This window comes from Pseudomonas sp. SK (assembly GCF_012975065.1).
Taxonomy (GTDB): domain Bacteria; phylum Pseudomonadota; class Gammaproteobacteria; order Pseudomonadales; family Pseudomonadaceae; genus Aquipseudomonas; species Aquipseudomonas anuradhapurensis.
The window spans coordinates 1,921,524-1,935,604 of record NZ_CP051857.1 but is presented as its reverse complement, the minus strand read 5'-3'; the positions used below and the strand labels follow the sequence as shown (position 1 = coordinate 1,935,604).

12 protein-coding genes are annotated in these 14,081 nt (G+C 65.6%); 4 read left to right on the top strand and 8 right to left on the bottom strand.

Features of this window, described 5'->3' with window-relative positions; translation table 11 throughout:
• The first annotated feature begins 53 nt into the window (after positions 1–53).
• Positions 54–944, top strand: coding sequence for a LysR family transcriptional regulator (locus HG549_RS08850; RefSeq protein ID WP_170029140.1), 891 nt, complete (start codon positions 54–56; stop codon positions 942–944).
• A gap of 433 nt (positions 945–1,377) precedes the next feature.
• On the opposite strand, the gene HG549_RS08845 is transcribed toward HG549_RS08850, so the two are convergent.
• Both HG549_RS08845 and HG549_RS08840 read right to left on the bottom strand, forming a co-directional pair.
• On the bottom strand, positions 1,378–3,804 hold the full coding sequence (locus tag HG549_RS08845) for a TonB-dependent receptor (RefSeq protein ID WP_170034108.1): 2,427 nt from the start codon (positions 3,802–3,804) through the stop codon (positions 1,378–1,380).
• Positions 3,805–4,037: 233 nt separating this feature from the next.
• Positions 4,038–5,159: a sigma-70 family RNA polymerase sigma factor gene (locus HG549_RS08840; RefSeq protein WP_170029139.1), complete on the bottom strand. Its 1,122-nt coding sequence runs from the start codon at positions 5,157–5,159 to the stop codon at positions 4,038–4,040.
• 136 nt (positions 5,160–5,295) lie between these two features.
• On the opposite strand from HG549_RS08840, the gene HG549_RS08835 reads away from it, so the two are divergent.
• The gene (locus HG549_RS08835; protein ID WP_170029138.1) at positions 5,296–5,778 is read left to right on the top strand and encodes an LEA type 2 family protein; all 483 of its coding nucleotides are present in this window, start codon (positions 5,296–5,298) and stop codon (positions 5,776–5,778) included.
• A gap of 16 nt (positions 5,779–5,794) precedes the next feature.
• Here HG549_RS08835 and HG549_RS08830 read toward each other — a convergent pair whose 3' ends face one another.
• Positions 5,795–6,058 carry a hypothetical protein gene (locus HG549_RS08830; protein ID WP_025338356.1) on the bottom strand — a complete coding sequence of 88 codons (264 nt, stop codon included), beginning with the start codon at positions 6,056–6,058 and terminating at the stop codon, positions 5,795–5,797.
• Positions 6,059–6,179: 121 nt separating this feature from the next.
• Here HG549_RS08830 and HG549_RS08825 point away from each other — a divergent pair, with 121 nt between their 5' ends.
• Positions 6,180–6,500 (top strand): YqjD family protein, encoded by a 321-nt coding sequence (locus HG549_RS08825; protein ID WP_170029137.1) that lies wholly within the window; start codon positions 6,180–6,182, stop codon positions 6,498–6,500.
• A 21-nt stretch (positions 6,501–6,521) separates the two neighbouring features.
• Here the strand turns inward: HG549_RS08825 and HG549_RS08820 are convergent, their stop codons facing one another.
• Positions 6,522–7,139 (bottom strand): tRNA-(ms[2]io[6]A)-hydroxylase, encoded by a 618-nt coding sequence (locus HG549_RS08820; protein ID WP_170029136.1) that lies wholly within the window; start codon positions 7,137–7,139, stop codon positions 6,522–6,524.
• A 153-nt stretch (positions 7,140–7,292) separates the two neighbouring features.
• On the opposite strand from HG549_RS08820, the gene HG549_RS08815 reads away from it, so the two are divergent.
• Positions 7,293–8,156 (top strand): universal stress protein, encoded by an 864-nt coding sequence (locus tag HG549_RS08815; RefSeq protein ID WP_170029135.1) that lies wholly within the window; start codon positions 7,293–7,295, stop codon positions 8,154–8,156.
• A 565-nt stretch (positions 8,157–8,721) separates the two neighbouring features.
• Here the strand turns inward: HG549_RS08815 and HG549_RS08810 are convergent.
• The 4 genes from HG549_RS08810 to HG549_RS08795 are packed head-to-tail and all read right to left on the bottom strand — an operon-like array spanning position 8,722 to position 13,836.
• Entirely contained in the window at positions 8,722–8,925 is a 204-nt protein-coding gene (locus HG549_RS08810) for a formate dehydrogenase subunit delta (RefSeq protein ID WP_170029134.1), read from the bottom strand.
• A complete protein-coding gene (fdhF, locus tag HG549_RS08805; RefSeq protein ID WP_170029133.1) occupies positions 8,922–11,804 on the bottom strand; it encodes a formate dehydrogenase subunit alpha in 2,883 nt (960 codons plus the stop codon). The genes HG549_RS08810 and fdhF overlap by 4 nt, the downstream gene beginning before the upstream one ends.
• Positions 11,801–13,360, bottom strand: a complete 1,560-nt coding sequence (locus tag HG549_RS08800; RefSeq protein ID WP_170029132.1) for an NADH-quinone oxidoreductase subunit NuoF — start codon at positions 13,358–13,360, stop codon at positions 11,801–11,803. Before HG549_RS08800 ends, fdhF begins: the two co-directional genes overlap by 4 nt.
• Positions 13,354–13,836 (bottom strand): formate dehydrogenase subunit gamma, encoded by a 483-nt coding sequence (locus HG549_RS08795; RefSeq protein WP_170029131.1) that lies wholly within the window; start codon positions 13,834–13,836, stop codon positions 13,354–13,356. Before HG549_RS08795 ends, HG549_RS08800 begins: the two co-directional genes overlap by 7 nt.
• Positions 13,837–14,081: the final 245 nt, after the last annotated feature.

The following is a 14,081-nucleotide window of genomic DNA, read 5'->3' as shown; positions in this document are numbered from 1 at the left end:
TACATTGCAGGAATGGCAAGTTTGCAAAGCTGACATTCATCAGGAGCAATGTAATGCTCGGACAACTGCACGACCTCGACCTGCACCTGCTGCGGCTGTTCGTCACTGTAGCCGAGGCCGGTGGCTTCAGTGCCGCCCAGGGCGTGCTGGGCCTGAGCCAGCCCACCATCAGCCAGCGCATGGCGCAGCTGGAAACGCGCTTGGGCTACCGCCTGTGCAGCCGGGGCAAGGGCGGTTTTGCCCTGACCGAAAAAGGCGCGTTACTGCTGGACGCCACGCGTGACCTGCTGCTGGACATCGAGCGCTTCCGCCAGCAGGCCAATGGCGTTGCCGGGCGGCTGTTGGGGACGGTTCGGGTCGGCATGGCAGAGAATCAGGACAAGGCGGTGAACCTGCGCCTGGCAGCGGCCATCGCGGCGTTTCGCCGGCGTGCCGAGGCGGTGCAGCTGGAGCTGATCAGTGCGCCGCCGGCGGAGCTGGAGCGGCTGTTGCTGGAGCAGCGGCTGGACTACGCCATCAGCTATTTCTCCGGTAACCAGGCGGCGTTCGATTACCAGCCGCTGTTCGAGGAGCGGCAGCGGCTGTATTGCGGCGCCGGGCATGTGCTGTTCGGCGTAACGGGGGTGACGCACGAGCGCTTGCTGGAAATGGACCAGGTGCGCCATCCGTACCGGTTTCTCAAGGGCGGCGAGCCGTTCCAGAGCCGGCGCAGCATGGCGGTCGCAGAACAGATCGAGAGCGTGCTGACGTTTGTCCTGTCGGGGCGGCACATCGGTTACCTGCCCCGTCATTACGCGCAGACCTGGGAGGCCGAGGGGCTGTTATGGGCGTTGGATCCGCGGCTGGATTTCGTCGTGCCGTTTACCCTGGCCCGGCATCGGGCGCAGGGGGTTGGCGAGGCACAGCAGGCATTTGCGCAGGATTTGCTGGCGGCGTTTGCCTGAACCGGCCGTATCGCGGGCTTGCCCCCAGGTATGGCCCTGGCGCGGAATCTGTTGGAGCGGCTTCGGCCGCGATCACCGGCGCAGCCGGTGCCATCCACCGCAGCGCCTGCATCGCGGATAAATCCGCTCCTACAGGTGTGAACCGCGCCGGCTTCGGGTTGACGCGGTTCCTGTAGGCACGGCTTCGGCCGCGATCACCGGCACAGCCGGTGCCATCCACCGCAGCGCCTGCATCGCGGATAAATCCGCTCCTACAGGTGTGAACCGCGCCGGCTTCGGGTTGACGCTGTACCGGTAGGAGCGGCCTTGCGTCGCGAAAGGGGTGCGAAGCACCCCCACGATTTCAGCCACCACAGCTGTGGCCGGGGCCGCTTTGCGGCCCATCGCGACACAAGGCCGCTCCTGCCAGGGGCAATTCCACCCTGGGACAGGGTTAGTAAGCCATGCTCCAGGTCAGGGTGTAGGTGCGCCCACGCCCCTGGTAGCCATACAGGTACGCTGGCCCGTAGGTCGGTGAATAGAACAGCGTCGCGCGCTGCCCCCAGACCGTGCTGTACTGCTTGTCCAGCAGGTTCTGGATGCCGGCGCTGAAGGTGCCGAAGCCGGTGTCCTGGCTACCCAGCAGGTCGAAGGTGGTGTAGCCGTCGATCTCGTGGTCGGCATCGTCCTTCAAGCTGAACGCGTGGTTGGCCTGCAAGCGCGCCGTCCGGCCGTCACCCTTCCAGCCGACGAACGCGGTGGCCTTGGACAGCGAGGCATAGCGGGCATCCCGCTTGATCCAGTCGCCATCGGCATCCTCTTGTTCGGAACGGGTCAGGTGCAACGTGCCGCCGGTTTCCCAGCCGCTCTGGAAGTGACGGGTCAGTGCACCTTCGAAACCGAAGTCACGGCTCTTCTGCTCTTCCACATCGATGGTCAGGGTCTGCGAATCGACGTTGATGATCTTGTCCGACCAGATGTAGTACAGCGCCGCCTGGGCATCCCAGTCCAGGTCGGCATAGCGCCAGCCCAGCTCCACCTGGCGGCTCTTGATACCGGCCAGCGGGTTGTCGGCGACACTCAGGCCAGGCTTGCCGTAGTACTTGGCCGGGTCGGGCAGGTCGAAGCCTTCGCCGTAGTTGGTCCACACCTGGTGACCGTTCTTGAAGTCGTAGATGGCTCCAACGTTGAACAGGTTGACCTGGTAGTCGTTGCTGCCGCCCGGCACACCCTTGAAGTCGCTGACGTCCACGTCCATCTGCTGGCGCCGGGCGCCGCCGGACAGGGTCAGGTTGTCGCTGACATGCCAGTCCAGCTGGGCGTAGATCGATACTCCGTCGACCTGATAGCTGGGGTAGCGCGCGGCCTTGCTGTCCTTGTCCAGCTCCAGGCCGCCCGACTCGGAAGAAGCCTGGGCGTTGAAGGTGGTCTGCTGGGCATTGAAACGCTCATGGTCCAGATCGACACCATACGTCAGCTTCAGCGTGTCCCACTGCTTGGCGAACAGGCCCTTGAGGCTGGTGACCTCGAAGTTCTGCTGCGAGGCGGCAAAGTACACCCCGCGCGAGCCCGTGGGATTGGCGCGGTTGTAGTACGGGAACGGGTAGAAGTTGTCGTTTTCCTTGCGGTACGAGGCCTGCAGGTAGAAATCCTGGCCCAGCACGTCGCTGTGGTGGTAGTTGGCGTTGAGCAGCAGGCGCCGGGTACGCGGCTCCAGGCCCGACGAGTAGCCACTGCGCAACTCGGCGTCTTCGAGGTCGGACGGGGCGTTGTAGTTGAGGTTGGGGAAGTAGATACCGGTACTGCCATGGTTACCCGAGTCATAGTACTGGGCCAGCAGGTCGAGGCTCTGCTGGTCATTCAGTTGCAGCCCGAGGGTACCGAGCACGTCGACAGTGCGGTTGTACTGCAGGTCGGTCTGGGTGTTGTCGATGAAGATCTGCTCGCCCGCGCCGTCATAGAAGGCTTCGTTCTGCTCGCCGGAGATCCCCAGGCGGGCGTTGACCCGCTCGTTGCCGCCACTGATCGACTGGGCGATACGGGTGGACAGGTCGTCGCTGTTGTTGAAGCCGCTGCTGGCGCCAAGCTGGGTCTCGAAGCGTGCCGGGCCCGGTTCACCCTTCTTGGTCACGATGTTGATGATGCCGCCAGTGGCGCCGCCGCCGTAGATGGCGCTGGCTCCGGACAACACCTCGACCCGCTCGACGTTGAACGGCGAAATGCTGTCGAACTGGCGCGACAGGCCGCGCGAGCTGTTCTGGCTGACCCCGTCGATCATTACCAGTACGTTGCGCCCGCGCATGTTCTGGCCATAGTTGGTGCGCCCTTCTGGCGCCAGGTCGAGGCCTGGCACCAGTTTGCCGATGGCTTCCTTCAAGCTGACGCCGCTGTCGATCTGCTCGCGCAGTTGCTGCTGGTCGACGACCCAGACGGTGCCGGGGATTTCGCTGATCGCGGTGCTGGTGCGCGAGGCCACGCTGACTTCGATCGGCTTGAGGTTGACGGCCTGCGGAGCGCTTTCGGCCTTGTGCAGGGTGACTGTGCGGGCATCGCTGAACTGCCAGCGCATGCCGCTGCCGGCCAGCAGTTGCTGCAGGGCCTGCGCGACGCTGTAACTCCCCTGCAAGGCTGGGCTGGCCTGCCCGGCGACGTCGCTGGTGGTGTACAGCAGGTGCAAATCGGCCTGGTCGGCGAAGCTGGTCAGGGCCTGATCCAAAGGTTGCGCTGGCAAGTCCAGCTGGACCTGGCGCGCCTGGACCTGGGCCTGTTCGGCAGCGCTCGCGGCGCCAGCCTGCAGTGGGCCGAGCAGCATGGCCAGGGCACTGCAGGAGACCAGGGCATGGTGAAGAGGAACGCGGCGGCGGAACATGGGCTTGAACATCAGAGGCACGGGTGAGCTTCCAGACAAGTCGTAAATGAGAATGAGTTGCTGATCAGTCCCCCTACGACGATCTGGCCTCCCGGAACTTGCAGTGGCAAATGAAAAAAATTTTCATTCTGCCCGTGCCGAGCGCTTCGCGGCTGAACCCGCTCCCACCAGTACCGCACAGGTCCGCATGGCCATGCCGCCTCTGCAGGAGCGGCTGCAGCCGCGAAAAGGCCGGTATCGACGGATCAATAAACCACGGCCAGCCAGGGCAAGTAGGTGACCCGCAAGCCATAGCGCTGCTCCAGGGTCTGCAACAGCGCTTGCGGCTCATCCAGGTCGAACACCCCGCTGACCTCCAGCGCCGCCAGCTTGCTGTCCGACAACACGATCCGCCCATGCCGGTAGCGCTCCAGCTCCGCCAGCACCTGCCCCAGCGGCCTGCCGTTGAAGATCAGCTTGCCGCGCTGCCAGGCCATCTGCGCGCCGGCATCGGCTGCGACGGGCAGTGCATGCTCGCCGACCTTGGCTGCGCCTCGCGCCAGCACCACATGGCCATCACGGCGCACGCTGAAGGTGGCCGCGCTGCCCTGCACGCGCTCGCCTGCGCTATCGACCACAAACGGCCGTGCATCGTCCGTGGTCTCGAACAAGGCCTCCCCGGCCTCCAGTACCACGCGCCGCTCATGCTCATTGAACACCACGCGCAGGGCACTGGCGCTGTTCAGCGTCACCCGCGAGCCGTCGGCCAGGCTGATGACCTGCCGCTGCCCTACCCCGGTGTGGTAATCCGCCAGCAGCACCGGTGCCTGCTGCCAACCCGCCACGGCAACGGCCAGCACCAGCGCCGCAGCCAGCCCCGCCTGCTTGAGGCGGTCGCGGCAATGGCGCAGGGCCTGGCCGATATACTTGGCCACCATGCTTTCGGAAACGCCCAGCCGTTGTGCCACCTGCGCCTGGGTCAGGCCCTCGATGCGGTTGAGCAACAGCGCCTGACGAGCGTTGTCGGACAGCTGCAGCAGCGCCTGGTCGAGGATCTGCAAACGCTCCCGGGCCAGCAACGCCGCCTCCGGCGCTGGCCCCGGGCAGGCCACCTCGTCGGCGCCCTCGCTGTGCTCGTGGCTGGCGGCAATGCGCTGTTCGCGCCGCAAGGCATCGATTGCCAGGTTGCCGGCCACACGGAAGATGAAGCGGCGCGCGTGCAGCACCGGTACCGCCTGCTGGTCGATGTTCACCAGCTTGAGGTAGGTTTCCTGCGCCACGTCGGCCGCGCGCTGGCGGTCGCTCATGCGCCGGGTCAAGAACTGCAGCAGGTCGTCGTAGTGTTCCTGGAAACTCGTCAACAGGCCCGACACGGGTGAGGTCAGCATGGGATCAGTTACGGCCAGTAGGAGGAATTAGCGGACGTTAATGAGAAACAGTATCTTCCATCTGCACCGCCACTTTCAACGCCGTCGCGCATTTGCCACACTGACCCACCGCTCACTCCGGCAAGGTCGTCCGCCCATGACTGCCCGTCTTTATCGCTACACCCGCCTGTTGCTGATCCTGCTGCTGGCCTGCGGCCCAGGGGCTTGTGCCCTGTTCCAGCCACGCGACCCGGTCAATATCAGCGTGATCGGCATCGAGCCGCTGCCCGGGCAGGAACTGGAGCTGCGCATGGCCGTGAAAATGCGCGTGCAAAACCCTAATGAAACGCCGATCGACTACAACGGCATTGCCTTGAACCTGGAGGTGAACGGCCAACCGCTGGCCGCTGGCGTCAGTGACCAGCAAGGGCACATTGGCCGCTATGCCGAAGCGGTGATCGTGGTGCCGGTGAGCATCACGGCATTCGCGTTCCTGCGCCAGGCCTATGGGTTGGGCCAGGTGAACGCACTGCAGGGCCTGCCTTACAGATTACGCGGCAAGCTGGCCGGTGGGCCGCTGGGGACCGTGCGCTTTACCGACGAGGGCAAGCTGGACCTGCCCAGCGGCGGCTACTGGTAGCCGCCAGGCAAGGGGCTCAACGGTTGGCGCTGGCGGCAGCCATCAGTTTGTTGACTTCGCTGCGCACCATGTTGGCGTATTCCGGCGGCGACATGCCATCCAGCTCGGCACGCACCCACTCGGCCCACTTACCCTTGCGCCGCGGCTTTTCGGCGATCAGCCGCGCCGCTTCGCCCTTGGCCTTGCCCAGGTTGTTCTGCCACAGCTCGAACAGCCGAGCCTTCTCTGCCTCGATCTGTGCCCGTTCCTCGAAGCTCATGTTGGCCAGATTGAAACTCATGAATCACCCGCTTGCTGGTAAATGGCGGCTATCTTACACCAACACCCAGACCGCACGCCGAAGCAACTTTTCTGGCGCAGCGGTATCCATTGCTCCAACAACCATCGACGAGGACGAGTTCATGGCCCGCAAACCTGCCGCACCGGCCGACAGCGATCAAATCAAGGACCAGGTATTCAGCGAACTGCAGGCGCTGATCGAGGAATCGGAACGGCTGCTGAACGACAGCGCTGCCCTGGTAGGTGACGAGGCGGAAACCTTGCGTGCGCAGGTGCAGTTGAAACTGCGTCAGGCGCGCCAGGCTGCCAACAGGATGCGCGACAGGGCGCAACCGGTGGTGGAGGCCACCGAGGACTACATCGGTGGCCACCCGTGGCAGACCGTGGCGGTTTCCGCAGGCCTGGGCCTGCTGGTCGGCCTGCTGCTGGGCCGGCGTCACTGACGCCGTGGCCGCCTGGTGCGATCAGGCGGCCTGCGCCAGCGGGATACCACTGTGGAAGCGCAGTTCCTGATCCGGTGACTGGATCAGCTCGACTTCCGCTGCACGGACCAGTTCTACCCGGCGGGCGATGTCCGCCGCATCGCCGTAGTGATGCGCCAGTTTCAGGTAGCCCTGGTAGTGGCGCGCTTCGCTTTTCAGCAGGCCGTGGTAGAAACGGCCCAGTTCCTCGTCCAGGTGCGGCACCAGCGCGGCAAAACGCTCGCAACTGCGCGCCTCGATGAACGCTCCCACCACCAGCGTATCCACCAGCTTGACCGGCTCGTGGGCACGCACCAGGCGCCGCAGGCCCGACGCATAGCGCCCCGCCGACACCGGGCGCAGCGGCACACCACGGCGTTTCATCAGGCGCAGCACCTGCTCGTGGTGCACCAGTTCCTCGCGGGCCAGGCGCGACATCATGTTGATCAGGTCGAGGTGCGTGTTGTACTTGGCGATCAGGCTCAACGCGGTGCTGGCGGCCTTGAATTCGCAATTCTTGTGGTCGATCAGCAGGGTTTCCTGGTCGGCCAGCGCCGCTGCGATCCAGGCATCTGGCGTCGGGCAACCAAGAAAGGCGTCGATTTCGGGGATCAGGGACATGAGCGTGCAACCACAAGGCCAGGCAGGGTTGGCGATTATACCGGCGGCGACGGGCGACGCCAGTGACTATGCTTGATGTGTATCAAGCGCCTGTGGGGGAAGCGCCGACTATAGTCAGGCATTGGTCGCCACCTTTGAACGGAGCTAACGCCCATGCAAGCCGTCCGCAGCATCCTCGTCGTCCTCGACCCCGCGCATGCCCACAGCCGGGCCCTGACCCGGGCCAAGCTGATTGCCAGCCTCACTGGCGCGCGCCTGCACCTGCTGATGTGCGACAAGAAGCATGACCATAGCGCACTGCTGAGCCTGCTGAGCAGCCAGCTGCACGATGACGGCTACGACAAGGTCACCCATGAGCAGGCCTGGCATGACACCTTGCACGAGTCGATCATCGATGTGCAGCAGGCCGAAGGCTGTGAGCTGGTGATCAAGGAACACCGCCCGGACAACCCGCTGAAAAAGGCCCTGCTCACCCCCAGCGACTGGAAGCTGCTGCGCCAGTGCCCGAGCGCCGTGCTGATGGTCAAGAGCGAACGGCCGTGGACCGGCGGCAAGATCCTCGCCGCCGTCGACGTGGGCAACCAGGATGAAGACCACCGGCACCTGCATGCAAGCATCATCGACCATGGCTTCGGGATTGCCGAGCTGGCCAAGGGCGAGCTGCATGTGATCAGCGCCCATCCATCGCCGATGCTGTCGGCGTCGGACCCGGTCTACCAGTTGAGCGATACCATCGAAAAGCGTTATCGCGAGGCGTGCAAGGCGTTCCAGGCCGAGTACGACATCAGCGAGGAGCGCTTGCACGTGGCCGAAGGGCCGGCGGATGTGCTGATCCCACATACCGAGCAGAAGCTCGACGCGGTGGTGACGGTGATCGGTACGGTGTGCCGCACGGGGATTTCCGGGGCGTTGATCGGCAATACCTCGGAGGTGGTGCTGGATGCGCTGGTGGGAGATGTGCTGGTGCTCAAGAGCGAAGAGGCCATTGCCCACCTGGCGGAACTGGCCCGCGGCTGAATCCAGCCTGTCGGGGCCCTATCGCCGGTAAGCCAGCACCCACAGCGACTGCAGTGGCCTCACGTCATTTGCAGCTCACTGCCCGCTTCGCGGAAAAATCCGCGCCTACAGTTGACGCTGCACCTGTAGGAGCGGCTTCAGCCGCGATCCGGCATAGCCGGTGCCAGCCACCGCGTCGCCTGTTTCGCGGATAAATCCGCGCCTACAGTTGGCGCTATCCCTGTAGGAGCGGCTTCAGCCGCGATCACCGGCACAGCCGGTGCCAGCCATCGCGTCGCCTGCTTCGCGGATAAATCCGCTCCTACAGTTGACGCTGCCCCTGTAGGAGCGGCTTCAGCCGCGATCACCGGCATAGCCGGTGCCAGCCACCGCGCCGCCTGTTTCGCGGATAAATCCGCTCCTACAGTTGGCGCTATCCCTGTAGGAGCGGCTTCAGCCGCGATCACCGGCACAGCCGGTGCCAGCCACCGCGTCGCCTGTTTCGCGGATAAATCCGCGCCTACAATCGACGCGGTAACTGTAGCAGCTGGCTTGCCGGCGACGGGCTGCAGAGCAGCCCCGGTGGCTAGCTCAACGCCTCCCGCACCTTCGGGTCAAGCCCCTCCCCCGGGTGGGCCTCACTCCATTCCGCCAATTGCCGGCGCATCGCCGGCGTCCAGAAGCTCTGCAGGTGGTTGCGGACCCCTTGCACCGCCAGCGTGTGGTCCGGCTCGCTGTCGAAGTAGTGGGCAATCTGGTTGGCCATCTTGACCAGGCTGTCGGCACTCATCGGCGCACCTCGGCCTTCTCTGCGCTACGGCGCTCCTGCAGCAACCGCTGCTGTTCCTCACTGAAGTCCTGGTAACGCTTCTGCCACTGCGAAGGCTGGAACACCTTCACCACTTCCACCGCCGTCACCTTGTACTCAGGGCAGTTGGTGGCCCAGTCGGAGTTGTCGGTGGTGATCACGTTGGCCCCCGATTCGGGGAAGTGGAACGTGGTGTACACCACCCCCGGCGCCACCCGCGTACTGACCTTGGCGCGCAGCACGGTCTGCCCGGCACGGCTGCCGATGCCGACCCAGTCACCGTCGTGGATACCCCGGCTTTCGGCGTCGGTCGGGTGGATTTCCAGGCGGTCGGCGTCATGCCAGGCGACGTTGGCGGTGCGTCGGGTCTGGGCGCCGACGTTGTACTGGCTGAGGATGCGCCCAGTGGTCAGCAACAGCGGGTAGCGGTTGTTGACCTTCTCGTCGGTGGCGACGTAGCCGGTGAGCATGAAGCGACCCTTGCCGCGCACGAACTGGTCGATGTGCATGGTCGGCGTGCCGTCAGGCGCGGCGTCGTTGCACGGCCACTGCAGGCTGCCGTGGCGGTCGATCTCGGCATAGCTGACGCGGTGGAAGGTCGGCGTCAGGCGGGCGATCTCGTCCATGATCTCGGACGGGTGGCGGTAGTGCATCGGGTAGCCCAGGGCGTTGGCCAGGGCAATGGTCGCCTCCCAGTCGGCCTTGCCGGCCAGCGGCTCCATGACCTTGCGCACGCGCGATATGCGCCGCTCGGCGTTGGTAAAGGTGCCGTCCTTTTCCAGGAACGAGCTGCCCGGCAGGAACACATGGGCAAACTTGGCGGTTTCGTTGAGGAAGATGTCCTGCACCACCACGCACTCCATGGCCAGCAAGGCCGCAGTGACGTGCTGGGTGTTGGGGTCGCTCTGGGCAATGTCCTCGCCCTGGCAGTACAGCGCCTTGAAACTGCCGTCCAGCGCCGCCTCGAACATGTTGGGGATACGCAGGCCCGGGTCAGGCTGCAGGGTCACACCCCAGGCACGCTCGAACTCGGCGCGTACGCCCTCGTTGGAAATGTGCCGGTAGCCGGGCAGTTCGTGCGGGAACGAGCCCATGTCGCAGGAACCCTGCACGTTGTTCTGCCCGCGCAGCGGGTTCACCCCTACCCCTTCTCGGCCGATGTTGCCGGTGGCCATGGCCAGGTTGGCGATGCCCATCACTGCGGTACTGCCCTGGCTGTGCTCGGTCACGCCCAGGCCGTAGTAGATGGCTGCGTTGCCGCCAGTGGCGTAGAGCCGGGCGGCAGCGCGGATCTGGTCGGCCGGCACGCCACAGACCGGGCCGAGCACTTCGGGGGCGTTGTCCGCCAGGCTGACAAAGTCGCGCCAGCGGGTGAATTCCGCGGTCTCGCAGCGCGCGTCGATGAAGTCCTGAGCCAGCAGGCCTTCCGTGACGATCACGTGGGCCAGGGCATTGAGCATGGCCACGTTGGTGCCCGGGCGCAGCTGCAGGTGCAGCTCGGCGCGGGCATGCGGCGAATCGACCAGGTCGATGCGGCGTGGGTCGATCACGATCAGCCGCGCGCCCTGGCGCAGGCGGCGCTTGAGCTGCGAACCGAACACCGGGTGCGCGTCGGTGGGGTTGGCGCCGATCACCAGCACCACGTCGGCCTGCATCACCGAATCGAAGCTTTGCGTACCGGCAGACTCACCCAGGGTTTGCTTGAGGCCATAGCCGGTGGGCGAATGGCACACCCGCGCGCAGGTATCGACGTTGTTGTTGCCGAACGCGGTGCGTACCAGTTTCTGTACCAGGTAGGCTTCTTCGTTGGTGCAACGGCTGGAGGTGATGCCGCCAATCGAGTCGCGCCCGTACTTGAGCTGGATGCGGCGGAACTCGCTGGCAGCATAGTTGACCGCCTCGTCCCAGCTGACTTCCTGCCAAGGGTCTTCCAGGCGCTTGCGGATCATCGGCTTGGTGATGCGGTCCGGGTGGGTGGCGTAGCCCCAGGCGAAACGGCCCTTGACGCAGGCATGGCCGTGGTTGGCGCCGCCGTTCTTGTCCGGCACCATGCGCACCAGTTGGTCGCCTTTCATTTCGGCGCGGAACGAGCAGCCGACGCCGCAGTAGGCGCAGGTGGTGATCACCGCGCGCTCGGGCTGGCCCAGCTGCACCAGGCTCTTTTCAGTCAGGGTCGCGGTCGGGCAGGCCTGCACACAGGCACCGCACGACACGCATTCGGAGGCGAGGAAGTTGTCCCCTCCCGCCGCCGCTACCCGCGATTCGAAGCCGCGGCCGGTGATGGTCAGGGCGAAGGTGCCCTGGATGTCCTCGCAGGCGCGCACGCAGCGGCTGCAGACAATGCACTTGCTCGGCTCGTAATCGAAATACGGGTTGGATACGTCCTTCTGCTCGGCCAGGTGGTTGGCACCGTCGTAGCCATAGCGCACCTCGCGCAGGCCCACCTGGCCGGCCACGGTCTGCAGCTCGCAGTTGCCGTTGGCGGAACAGGTAAGGCAGTCCAGCGGGTGGTCGGAGATGTACAGCTCCATGACGTTGCGGCGCAGCCCGGCCAGGCGTGGGGTTTCGGTGCGCACCACCATGCCTTCGCTGACCGGCGTGGTACAGGACGCCGGGTAGCCGCGCATGCCTTCGATTTCCACCATGCACATGCGGCACGAGCCAAAGGCTTCGAGGCTGTCGGTGGCGCACAGTTTGGGGATGCTGGTGCCAAGCATGGCGGCGGCACGCATTACCGAGGTGCCGGCGGGCACGGTGACGGACCGGCCATCGATGCTCAGGCTGACCTGCACCTCGCTGTCACGCGCCGGGGTGCCGAGGTCGCTGCTTTTATCAGAAGCGGGGTCGAAGAAATTGATCACTGCGCGGCCTCCGTGTGGGTCAGCCCGAAATCGGCGGGGAAGTACTTCAGGGCGCTGGCCACCGGGTAGGCGGTCATGCCGCCCATGGCGCACAGCGAGCCGTACTGCATGGTGTCGCACAGGTCGCGCAGCAACAGGGCCTGGTCATGGCGCTCGGTCAGGTCGCTGGTGGCGATCAGCCGGTCGACCACTTCCATGCCGCGGGTCGAGCCGATGCGGCACGGGGTGCACTTGCCGCAGGATTCCTCGGCGCAGAATTGCAGGGCGAAGCGCGCCATGCTGGCCATGTTCAGGGTGTCGTCGGCCACGACCACACCGCCATGGCCGAGCATCGCGCCCATGGCCGCGAAGGCTTCATAGTCCAACGGCGTATCGAAATGGCTGGGCGGCACCCAGGCGCCGAGCGGCCCACCCACTTGGGCCGCCTTCAGCGGCCGGCCACTGGCCGTGCCGCCGCCATAGCCTTCCACCAGCTCGCGCAGGGTCAGGCCGAAGGCTCGCTCGACCAGGCCACCGTGGCGAATGTTGCCGGCCAGCTGGAACGGCATGGTGCCCAGCGAGCGGCCCATGCCGAAGTCACGATAGAACGCCGCGCCCTTGGCCAGGATCACCGGCACCGAAGCCAGGGTCAGTACGTTGTGCACCAGCGTCGGCAAGCCGAACAGGCCTTGCAGCGCAGGCAGCGGTGGCTTGGCACGGACAATGCCGCGCTTGCCTTCGATGGATTCGAGCAGTGCGGTTTCTTCACCGCAGATGTAGGCACCGGCGCCAACCCGCACTTCCAGGTCGAAGGCCTGGCCGCTGCCGGCCACGTCGCTGCCGAGGTAGCCGGCATTCCGGGCGATGGCGAAGGCCTGGTCGAGCACGCGGATCGCGTCGGGGTATTCCGAGCGCACGTAGATGTAGCCCTTGTCGGCACCCACGGCGAGGCCGGCGATGATCATCCCTTCGATCAGCAGGAACGGGTCGCCTTCCATCAGCATGCGGTCGGCGAAGGTCCCCGAGTCGCCTTCGTCGGCGTTGCACACCACGTACTTCTGCCCGGCCCCGGCGTCACGCACGGTGCGCCACTTGATGCCCGCCGGGAAGGCCGCGCCACCGCGGCCACGCAAGCCGGAATCGAGCACGGCGGCGACCACATCGGCACCGCCCAGCGCCACAGCCGCTTCAAGGCCGGCGAAACCGCCATGGGCACGGTAATCGTCCAGCGACAGTGGCCGGGTGATGCCGGCGCGGGCGAACAACAGGCGCTGCTGGGTCTGGAGATACGGAATTTGTTCGACCGGCCCCAGCGCCAGCGCGTGGCCAGCGGGTTCACCAGCCAAAGCATCGAGCAAGGCCGGTACGTCTTCAGCGCTGAGCGGGCCAAAACCCAGGCGCCCTTGCGCACTGTCGCACTCCAGCAGTGGCTCCAGCCAGTAGAGCCCACGTGAGCTGGTGCGCTGGATATCTACCGCCAACTGGCGGCGTTCGGCCTCGCGCTGCAAGGCATCGGCGACCTGGTCGGCACCCACCGCACGGGCTACCGAATCGCAGGGGATGTAGAGCTTCAGCATGCGGCGTCCTCCCGGCAGGCGTCGACCAACGCCCGCAGGCGTTCAGGGGTGAGGCGCGCATGTACCTGGCCATCCAGCTCCAGGGCCGGCGAGCAGGCGCAGGCCCCCAGACAATAAACCGGGCGCAGGCTGATGGCGCCGTCGGCACTGGTGCCATGGTCGTCCAGCGCCAGCTGCTCGCGCAGCTGCGCGGCCAGCGCCTCGGCGCCTCGGCTCTGGCACGACTCGGCGCGGCACAGGCGCAGGGTATGGCGTGCCGGCGGCGTAGTACGGAAATCGTGGTAGAAGCTGATCACCCCGCGGACCTCGGCCAGGCTGAGGTTCAGGGCATGAGCAATTTCGCCGACAGCGGCATCGGGGACGTAGCCGATGGCGTGCTGGATGGCATGCAGGATCGGCAACAGGGCGCCGGGGGTATCCTTGTCGCGCGCCAGGATGTCGTGGATCACGGGCAGGTGGAGCAAATCATCAGGCATACAGCGGACCTCGGCATCACGGACCCGCCTGAAGGTTTGTATGGGCAGGTATCCGGCGTGTTCTGCTGCGGCGCGCCGGCCACGTCACGGTTGCGTGGTGCCAGCGGCCTCCTTGCCTGCGGCCGTACGTCTGCGCGTACTGGTCCGAGGCATCCTGCAAGCATGGCACTTGTGGCGCCGGAGGGTTGCGTGCGAACGACCAGGCGCATCCTGAAACCGACGCGGGGTTCGCACTGCTGTCAGGG

Coding starts and splice junctions, on each gene's coding strand:
- HG549_RS08850 (WP_170029140.1), top strand. CDS start 54: ATGCTCGGACAACTGCACGACCTCGACCTGCACCTGCTGCGGCTGTTC.
- HG549_RS08800 (WP_170029132.1), bottom strand. CDS start 13,360: ATGCTGAAGCTCTACATCCCCTGCGATTCGGTAGCCCGTGCGGTGGGT.
- HG549_RS08820 (WP_170029136.1), bottom strand. CDS start 7,139: ATGTCCCTGATCCCCGAAATCGACGCCTTTCTTGGTTGCCCGACGCCA.
- HG549_RS08795 (WP_170029131.1), bottom strand. CDS start 13,836: ATGCCTGATGATTTGCTCCACCTGCCCGTGATCCACGACATCCTGGCG.
- HG549_RS08840 (WP_170029139.1), bottom strand. CDS start 5,159: ATGCTGACCTCACCCGTGTCGGGCCTGTTGACGAGTTTCCAGGAACAC.
- HG549_RS08815 (WP_170029135.1), top strand. CDS start 7,293: ATGCAAGCCGTCCGCAGCATCCTCGTCGTCCTCGACCCCGCGCATGCC.
- HG549_RS08835 (WP_170029138.1), top strand. CDS start 5,296: ATGACTGCCCGTCTTTATCGCTACACCCGCCTGTTGCTGATCCTGCTG.
- HG549_RS08845 (WP_170034108.1), bottom strand. CDS start 3,804: ATGTTCAAGCCCATGTTCCGCCGCCGCGTTCCTCTTCACCATGCCCTG.
- HG549_RS08830 (WP_025338356.1), bottom strand. CDS start 6,058: ATGAGTTTCAATCTGGCCAACATGAGCTTCGAGGAACGGGCACAGATC.
- HG549_RS08825 (WP_170029137.1), top strand. CDS start 6,180: ATGGCCCGCAAACCTGCCGCACCGGCCGACAGCGATCAAATCAAGGAC.
- HG549_RS08810 (WP_170029134.1), bottom strand. CDS start 8,925: ATGAGTGCCGACAGCCTGGTCAAGATGGCCAACCAGATTGCCCACTAC.